Raw genomic sequence first — 8,155 nt, 5'->3', positions numbered from 1 at the left:
AACTAGCTTCTTCAGTTTTACTAGAGGGTTCAATGAGTTGGTTCAGTTCGTTGATTTCAGCATCGGTTAAATCCCGGTATCTCCCCACAGGAATATCTAGCGAAATATTGATAATTCGGATGCGTTTTAATGCCACAACTTCATATCCTAAATACTCACACATTCTGCGGATTTGGCGGTTTAGACCTTGGGTCAAGACGATTTTAAAAATGGTCGAACTGATTTTTTCTACTTTACATTTTCTGGTAATTGTGTCCAAAATGGGTACGCCATTTCCCATTTTTTCAATAAAACGATCGGTTATGAGTTTGTTGACCGTAACGGTATATTCTTTTTCGTGATTGTTTCTGGCACGCAATATTTTATTGACAATATCGCCGTCGTTGGTCATAAAAATCAAACCTTCGCTGGCTTTGTCTAATCGACCAATAGGAAAAATACGTGTTGGATAATTGATGTAATCTACAATATTATAGAGAACGTCTAAGTTGGTGGTACATTCAATCCCAACAGGTTTGTTGAATGCCAAATAAACTGATTTTTCGTTTTTTTCCCGAATTAATTTTCCATCAATTCTAACTTCGTCGTCAGGGGATACTTTTGTTCCTAATTCAGGTACAATTCCATTGATGGTTACACGACCTTCTTCAATGAATTTATCGGCTTCGCGACGGGAACAAAAACCAGTTTCTCCAATGAATTTGTTAAGTCGCTTTAGATTTTCTTCCATACAGCTAAAGTAGCACAAAATTGTTTAATCTCTAATGTCAGAATATTTTTGTTTGAAAATTGAGTAGCAGTAAAGAAGCAGTAGGCTTAATTAGTTATTCAGATTGAGATAAAAATAAAGTAATTTTTTTATACAAATCAGCATCATGCATACTGTGATCTAATCCTTTTGTTTCAATAAGTTGAGAATTTTTCCAGGAACTTGCAATTTTTCTAGCTTCTTCAATACTTACAGTAGCATCATCGATATCGTGTACAATAAGTCCTTTAATATTAATTTTTGAAGCAAAGTAACTCCCTGAAAAAAAACTTATACTCGATCTTAATATTTTTCGGTATTGTAAATCTATACCATTGACTATAGTAGTATTTAAACTCAATAAATTATAATAGTTTTGTAAAATAATTTTAAAATCGCTAGGAGAACCGATACTAACTATTTTTTTTACAGTACTATTTTTGTAAAAATATTGGTAAAATAAGCAGCTTATCCCTCCCATTGAATGTCCAACAAGGAATTGAGGATTGTATTCTTGAGCCACTACATTTATGAAAGCTGCATATTTTGGAATATCAAAAGTGTTTCCTGTTGATAGACCATGAGCTGGGCCATCTACGGCTATAATGGTAAAGTTCTTCTCTTGTAAGTAGGGCAGTAATTTTTCCCAACGCAAGCTATTGCTTTCCCATCCGTGAGCTAATAAAACCGTAGTTTCATTTCCTTTCCATATATAAGATTTGAATCGTTGCCCTTTATAAACAAAAGTTTCAATTTCAGCTTTTTGTACAAATTCCGGAAGTTTATCAATCGATAACTTTCCTTTTTTTGGTTTTCCAAAAAGACCAAAAGCAATGTTTAAAGCAACTTTAGGAAAAAACCAACTTAAAACATTAATAATAAAACCTACAATTTTAGTATAAATAAAATAAAATTTATTTTTCATAATAAAAAAAGTCCCAATATATCGGGACTTAAATTAGATTAAAATTTAGAAAACATTTTTTCCATTTTTTCTTTTTCTTCGTTAGCCAAAGCGCTGTCGACTAATATTCTTCCGGAGTGTTCATCAGTAATGATTTTTTTTCTAGCAGCTATTTCTACCTGTGTTTGTGGAGGAATAGTGAAGAAAGAACCAGCAGAGGCACCTCTTTCTATAGAAACTACAGCTAAACCATTACGTACACTGTTTCTAATTCTCAAATAAGCCTTAAGCAATCGTTCTTCTATTAGGTTTTGGTATTCCAATGATTTTTCAGATAAAAAAGATTCTTCTTTTTGAGTTTCCGCCATAATAGCGTTTAATTCTGATTTTTTATGTTTAAGGTGATTTGATTTAGTATCTAATCGCTCTTTTGATTGTGCAATAATTTCTTTTTTGTATTCCATCGAAGCTTTCATTTCTTTGATTTGCTTCTCGGCTAATTGAATCTCTAATTCTTGAAATTCTACTTCTTTAGTTAAAGAGTTGAATTCTCTATTGTTTCGGACAGTGTCTTGTTGTTTAGTATATCTTTTGATGGCCTCTTTATGCTCATCAATAGCATTTTTCTTAGTTTTGATTAATTCTTCGATAGTTTCAAGTTCCGTTCTTAATTTTTCTGAACGCGTACTTAATCCTGCGACTTCATCTTCTAAGTCTTCCACCTCAAGAGGAAGTTCACCTCTCACGTTTCTAATTTCATCAATTCTAGAGTCAATTAATTGTAAATCGTAAATTGCTCTTAATTTGTCTTCAACACTCAATTCTTTTGTAGTCGCCATATTCTATGTCTATAAGTACTTAACTGGATTTGTATTTTCTTCTGATAAAATGATTGCAAAATTAGGGATTTTTTTGATAAGAAAATCAACAATATAATTTTTTGTATAGCGTTCACTTTCAAAATGTCCAATATCGACTAAAAGCATCTGATTTTCAGCTTCATAAAATTGATGATACTTCAAATCTGCTGTCAAAAACACATCGACTTGGGCTTGAATTGCACTATTTATAGCAAAACTTCCGGAACCGCCAAGTACTGCAACCTTCTTAATAGGCTTATTTAAAAAAGCAGAATGTCGAATACCTTCAGACTGCATTTTCTCTTTTACAAAATTCAGAAAATCTTTTTCGCTCATCGGGACATGCAATTCGCCAATCATTCCTAATCCTATATTTTGATTTACATTTTTTAAATCATAAATTTCATAAGCTACTTCTTCATAAATATGATTGTTAAATAGTGCTTTTAAAATTTTATTTTCGAGATGTTTTTCGAAGGTTACTTCGATTTTAATCTCTTCACTTTCCACAAATTCAAATCGCTCTCCAATTTTGGGATTACTGTGTTCATTCCCCATATAAGTGCCAATTCCTTTGGAGTTGAAACTACAATTTTCATAGTTACCTATAGTTCCAGCACCTGCATCAAACAAGGCATTTCGGAGTTTTTCGGCATTTTCAGGAATGGTGTAAGTGACTAATTTTTTGATGAAATTTTGTTTTGGAATTAGGATTTTTGTTTTAGTTAATCCCAATGCATCACAAAATATTTTATTCACCCCATCTTGATGATTGTCTAATGCAGTGTGAACAGCATAAATAGCAATATCATTCCTTATAGCTTTAATGACTGAACGTTCTACATAGTTCTTGCCAGTGATTTTCTTTAATCCTGAAAACAAAATAGGATGAAAACAAACAACCAAATTGCAATTTTTGACAATCGCCTCATCAATCACACTTTCTAAAGCATCGTGACAAACCAATACTCCAGTTGCTTCTGAATCTTGATTTCCTATCAATAAACCCACATTGTCAAAATCTTCGGCATAGGCGAGTGGTGCCATTTCTTCGAGTACAGAAATTATTTCTTTTATTTTCATTGTTTTAACACAAATTGATTTTATAAATTTACTTTCAAAGATAAAATATTATACTTTCGTATTATGAATTTACTGAGAAAAATCCTCTTTCCTTTTGCCATTTTGTACGGATTCGTTACAGGAATTCGGAATTTACTTTTTGACAAAGGTATTCTTAAATCGTATTCCTTCGATATTCCTATTATTGCAGTTGGAAATCTAAGTGTTGGCGGTACTGGAAAAACACCTCAAATTGAATATTTAATTCGGTTGCTTTCTCCAAATTATAAAGTGGCTACTTTAAGTCGGGGTTACAAGCGAAAATCAGAAGGCTTCATTTTAGCAGATTCAACTTCGAATGCAACAATTATAGGAGACGAGCCATTTCAGTTTTATAAAAAATTCAACAACATTCAAGTGGCTGTTGATGCTGATAGAAAAAATGGTATTGAACAATTGCTTTCGCAATCCATTAAACCAGATGTGATTTTATTGGATGATGCTTTTCAGCATCGCAGAGTGAAAGCGGGGTTTTATATTCTTTTAACTTCTTATGGAGATTTATATTCTGATGATTTTTTGTTGCCAACCGGAAATTTACGTGAAAGTAGGAGTGGAGTTCAAAGAGCCAATATGATTATTGTTACGAAATGTCCAATTAATCTAACACTTGAAGAACAAAATAAAATCAAAAGATTTCTCCTTTGTCGGAATGACAAGGCGAAGAATCAAGAATTGTATTTATCTTATATTGATTACGATGATTTTGTATATTCAGAAAACCAAAAGATTCCTGTTTCGGAAATCAAAAGTAAGAGTAAACTTTTAGTTGCAGGAATCGCAAAACCAGAACCTTTTTTTAACTATTTAGAGAATAAAGATGATTCTTTTATGACCTTTCCAGATCACCATAATTTTACCGAAAAAGATATCGTTTCAATACAAAATCAGGCTAAGGATAATGTTATTATTACTACCGAAAAAGATTATGTTCGTTTGAAAGATAAAATTACCAATAAACAATTGTATTATTTGCCTATAAAAAGTTCATTCTTTGAAGATGGAGATTATTTTGAGAAATCTATTTTAGAATATTTAAAAAAATCGAAACTTCAGAATCGTTAATTTTCAAAAGTTCTTTTTTTAGAAACTAATTGAATTAAATCTATTAGTCTAGAAGAATACCCAATTTCATTGTCATACCAACCCACTACTTTTACCATTTTATCGATAACAGAAGTGAGTTGCGCATCAAAAACACAAGAGTTTTTATTACCAATTACGTCAACTGAAACTATAGGATCTTCAGTATAATCGAGAATACCTTTTAAATTAGTTTGAGATGCAGTTTTAAAAGCGTTATTAATTTCGTTAATTGTCACCACTCTTTTTACATTAAAAGTAATATCGGTCAAAGAACCATTAGGAACAGGAACTCGTATACCACAACCTCCAATTTTACCATCAAATTCTGGAAAAATTTTAGTCAATGCCTTTGCAGCACCAGTTGTTGTAGGAACTATAGATTGACTTGCGCCTCTAGCTCTGCGCAAATCTTTGTGAGGTTGGTCGTGTAAACTCTGATCGGTTGTATAAGAATGAATAGTGGTGATGTAAGCTTGTTCTATACCACAAAGCTCGTTAATGATTTTAATCATTGGCGCTGCATTATTGGTGGTGCAACTGGCATTAGAAATAATAGTTTCAGTACCATCAAGAATATAATCGTTTACACCAAGTACAATGGTTTTGATAGAGTCAACATCTGATGGAGCAGAAAGAATTACTTTTTTGGCTCCAGCCAAAATATGCGCGTTAATATTATCAAAAGTGGAATATTTTCCAGTAGATTCTATTACAAAATCAATGTTTAAAAATTTCCAATCAAGATTTGCTATACTTTTTTCATGAAAAAACAAAAACGATTTTCCGTCGATGTTTATTCTATTTTCATCAAAAGACACTTCAAAAGGCAAAACCCCATGAATACTATCGTATTTAACTAAGTGAGCCATAGTTTTGGTATCGGCAATATCATTTATGGCAACGATCTCAATAGTGGGGTGGTTTAAGAGCAGTCTAAATACATTACGTCCAATTCGTCCAAAACCATTAATAGCAACTCTTATCATAAGTCATAAAGTGATAAAATCTAATGTTTCAAAATTAAAATTGTAAAGTCTTTTGACTTTCTAACTTTAAAACATTCGACTATAATATATGTTTTTGGGCTTTATAAGATGATCGAACTAAAGGACCACTTTCGACATGGCGAAAACCTAATTCTAGTCCAAATTTTTCGTATTTAGCAAATTGTTCTGGGGTGATGTATTCTTTTACAGGCAGGTGTTTTTTGCTAGGTTGCAAATATTGACCTATGGTGACTACATCAACATTTGCGTTTTTTAAATCTTGCATTGTCTGTAAAACTTCTTCTTCTGTTTCGCCAAGTCCAAGCATAATTCCAGATTTGGTTCTATTGATACCTTTCTCTTTTAAATATCGAAGTACTTCTAGGCTTCTATCATATTTAGCTTGAATACGCACTTCACGAGTCAACCTACGAACCGTTTCTACATTATGAGAAACCACCTCTGGATTAGCTTCTACTATTCTGTCAATATTTCGTTCTATTCCTTGAAAATCAGGAATAAGTGTTTCGAGAGTTGTTGTTGGGTTCATTCTCCGAATAGCTTTGATGGTTTCTATCCATATTATTGAACCACCATCTTTTAAATCATCTCTATCGACACTAGTGATTACGGCATGTTTGATGTTCATGATTTTAATAGAACGAGCCACTTTTTCTGGTTCATCCCAATCTACGGTTTCAGGTCTGCCGGTTTTCACACCACAAAAACCACACGAGCGTGTGCAGATATTACCTAAAATCATAAAAGTAGCTGTTCCTTCTCCCCAACATTCGCCCATATTAGGACAACTGCCCGAGGTGCAAATGGTATTCAAACTGTATTTGTCAACCAAGCCTCGAAGTTCGGTATATTTTTGTCCAATTGGAAGTTTTACACGCAACCATTTTGGTTTAGCTTCTCTTAATTCTGAAGTCACTTGAGTTTCTAAGGGTGAAATAGTATCTAAAACAGGATTCATAAAAATTCATTTTCGAAGGCACAAAGATAGTGAAAGTTGAATTAGAAATTGAGATTTTCAAATTTGGATTTTGTAGGTTGAAAATAATGTATTTAAAAATAATTTATCCAATGTTATTTTAATAAATTTTTAATTGAATTTTGGTTTTAGGAACTTATTCTATATTTGTATGCAAAATTAAACTTATTAAAATGACAACAAAAAAAACAGTGTTAGCTTTTGCTTTTCTTGTAATTGGTTTTTCAAATACTAATGCACAAATTAATTTGGGTGAAAAAGCATTGGGAGCACTTCAAAAAGGGATTGCAGGATTCACTTTTAGCGACGCCGAAGCCGCTAGTTTATCAAAAGCTGCTATTGAAAAAATGGATAAAGAAAACGCAATTGCAGGCTCAACAGATTCTTATACTATTAGATTGAATAAAATATTTGGTAAGCATAGTGCTGAAAACGGATTAGTTTTAAATTATAAAGTATATAAGTTAAAAGAAGTAAATGCATTTGCTACAGCCGATGGAAGTGTTCGCGTTTATTCAGGTTTAATGGATATTATGGATAATAATGAATTATTAGCTGTAATAGGTCACGAAATAGGACATGTCGCAAATCATGACTCAAGAGATGCTATAAAAGCTGCCTACAAAAAAGAGGCTTTACTTGATGCTGTGGCTTCTCAATCGGATAAAGTGGCTGCGGTTACTGAAACCCAATTAGGGAAAATAGGTAGTACAATGATTGACAGTAAACATAGTAGAAAACAAGAATCAGAAGCTGATTCTTATTCGTATGATTTTATGAAACACAATGGGTATAATGTAAATGCTGTTGCCTCAGCTTTTGGGATTTTAGCCAAAATGAGTGAAAATACTCAAACTACAATTTTGGATAAAATGATGAGTTCGCATCCCGATTCTAAAGAGCGAGCTGAAAATGCTAGAAAAAGAGCTGAAAATGATGGTTTGTATACAATTTATATCCAACAGAAAAAGGATTTTTCAATAACAGCTCCAACAAAAAAACCTGTAATTAAGAAGAAAAAGAAATAATCCAAATTATTTTAAATAAAAAAGGCTGTTTCAATTTAAATTGAAACAGCCTTTTTTATGGACATACTAATTTTTTATTCGATATTCAAAACTATAGGTAAAGAATATTCAATTCGAATTGGTTTATTTTCTAGAGTAGCCGGCAACCACTTTGTTTTAATTGATTTCAAACCAATAATTATTTCTTTTTTTAATTCAGAATCTAAAGTTGAATCTACTACAATTTCACTCATGCTGCCGTCTTTTTCAATAATAAAAGAAACGTGAATTTGAGTAAAACCAGTATAATTTAATTCTGAAGCGTCTAAATTTTCGCTTACTTTTTTATAGAATTTTTCCATTCCTCCAGGAAATTCGGCTAGTTTCTCTAATTCGTTTAGTTTAACAATTAACCTTTCGTTATTGTTTTGTTGTTTTAAACTAA

8 protein-coding genes and 1 pseudogene are annotated in these 8,155 nt (G+C 32.0%); 2 read left to right on the top strand and 7 right to left on the bottom strand.

What is annotated here, in order from left to right:
- The 4 genes from rluF to ACKVOD_RS02285 all read right to left on the bottom strand — a co-directional run.
- On the bottom strand, nt 1-730 hold a 730-nt coding region (gene rluF, locus ACKVOD_RS02300), incomplete at its 3' end, for a 23S rRNA pseudouridine(2604) synthase RluF (RefSeq protein WP_409207867.1).
- A gap of 94 nt (nt 731-824) precedes the next feature.
- Nucleotides 825-1,673 (bottom strand): alpha/beta hydrolase, encoded by an 849-nt coding sequence (locus tag ACKVOD_RS02295; RefSeq protein WP_409207866.1) that lies wholly within the window; start codon nt 1,671-1,673, stop codon nt 825-827.
- 38 nt (nt 1,674-1,711) lie between these two features.
- Nucleotides 1,712-2,491 (bottom strand): zinc ribbon domain-containing protein, encoded by a 780-nt coding sequence (locus tag ACKVOD_RS02290; RefSeq protein ID WP_409207865.1) that lies wholly within the window; start codon nt 2,489-2,491, stop codon nt 1,712-1,714.
- A 9-nt stretch (nt 2,492-2,500) separates the two neighbouring features.
- Nucleotides 2,501-3,595 carry a Nif3-like dinuclear metal center hexameric protein gene (locus tag ACKVOD_RS02285; protein WP_409207864.1) on the bottom strand — a complete coding sequence of 365 codons (1,095 nt, stop codon included), beginning with the start codon at nt 3,593-3,595 and terminating at the stop codon, nt 2,501-2,503.
- 63 nt (nt 3,596-3,658) lie between these two features.
- Between ACKVOD_RS02285 and lpxK the strand changes: the two genes are divergently transcribed.
- Nucleotides 3,659-4,699, top strand: coding sequence for a tetraacyldisaccharide 4'-kinase (lpxK, locus tag ACKVOD_RS02280; RefSeq protein WP_409207863.1), 1,041 nt, complete (start codon nt 3,659-3,661; stop codon nt 4,697-4,699).
- On the opposite strand, the gene gap is transcribed toward lpxK, so the two are convergent.
- Together gap and lipA are read right to left on the bottom strand one after the other, a co-directional pair.
- Nucleotides 4,696-5,706, bottom strand: coding sequence for a type I glyceraldehyde-3-phosphate dehydrogenase (gene gap, locus ACKVOD_RS02275; protein WP_409207862.1), 1,011 nt, complete (start codon nt 5,704-5,706; stop codon nt 4,696-4,698). The two genes, lpxK and gap, sit on opposite strands and share 4 nt — an antisense overlap.
- Before the next feature lie 79 nt (nt 5,707-5,785).
- Nucleotides 5,786-6,685 (bottom strand): lipoyl synthase, encoded by a 900-nt coding sequence (gene lipA / locus ACKVOD_RS02270; RefSeq protein ID WP_409207861.1) that lies wholly within the window; start codon nt 6,683-6,685, stop codon nt 5,786-5,788.
- A 191-nt stretch (nt 6,686-6,876) separates the two neighbouring features.
- On the opposite strand from lipA, the gene ACKVOD_RS02265 reads away from it, so the two are divergent.
- Nucleotides 6,877-7,731, top strand: a complete 855-nt coding sequence (locus ACKVOD_RS02265; protein ID WP_409207860.1) for a M48 family metalloprotease — start codon at nt 6,877-6,879, stop codon at nt 7,729-7,731.
- A 74-nt stretch (nt 7,732-7,805) separates the two neighbouring features.
- Here ACKVOD_RS02265 and ACKVOD_RS02260 read toward each other — a convergent pair.
- Nucleotides 7,806-8,155: pseudogene (locus ACKVOD_RS02260) on the bottom strand (energy transducer TonB); the annotation flags it as partial.

This window comes from Flavobacterium sp., assembly GCF_046155325.1.
Lineage (GTDB): Bacteria > Bacteroidota > Bacteroidia > Flavobacteriales > Flavobacteriaceae > Flavobacterium.
Note: the sequence above shows the minus strand (reverse complement) of the source record. Positions and strands in the feature narration are given on the sequence as shown.

Coding starts and splice junctions, on each gene's coding strand:
- ACKVOD_RS02295 (WP_409207866.1), bottom strand. CDS start 1,673: ATGAAAAATAAATTTTATTTTATTTATACTAAAATTGTAGGTTTTATT.
- lpxK (WP_409207863.1), top strand. CDS start 3,659: ATGAATTTACTGAGAAAAATCCTCTTTCCTTTTGCCATTTTGTACGGA.
- gap (WP_409207862.1), bottom strand. CDS start 5,706: ATGATAAGAGTTGCTATTAATGGTTTTGGACGAATTGGACGTAATGTA.
- ACKVOD_RS02290 (WP_409207865.1), bottom strand. CDS start 2,491: ATGGCGACTACAAAAGAATTGAGTGTTGAAGACAAATTAAGAGCAATT.
- lipA (WP_409207861.1), bottom strand. CDS start 6,685: ATGAATCCTGTTTTAGATACTATTTCACCCTTAGAAACTCAAGTGACT.
- ACKVOD_RS02265 (WP_409207860.1), top strand. CDS start 6,877: ATGACAACAAAAAAAACAGTGTTAGCTTTTGCTTTTCTTGTAATTGGT.
- ACKVOD_RS02285 (WP_409207864.1), bottom strand. CDS start 3,595: ATGAAAATAAAAGAAATAATTTCTGTACTCGAAGAAATGGCACCACTC.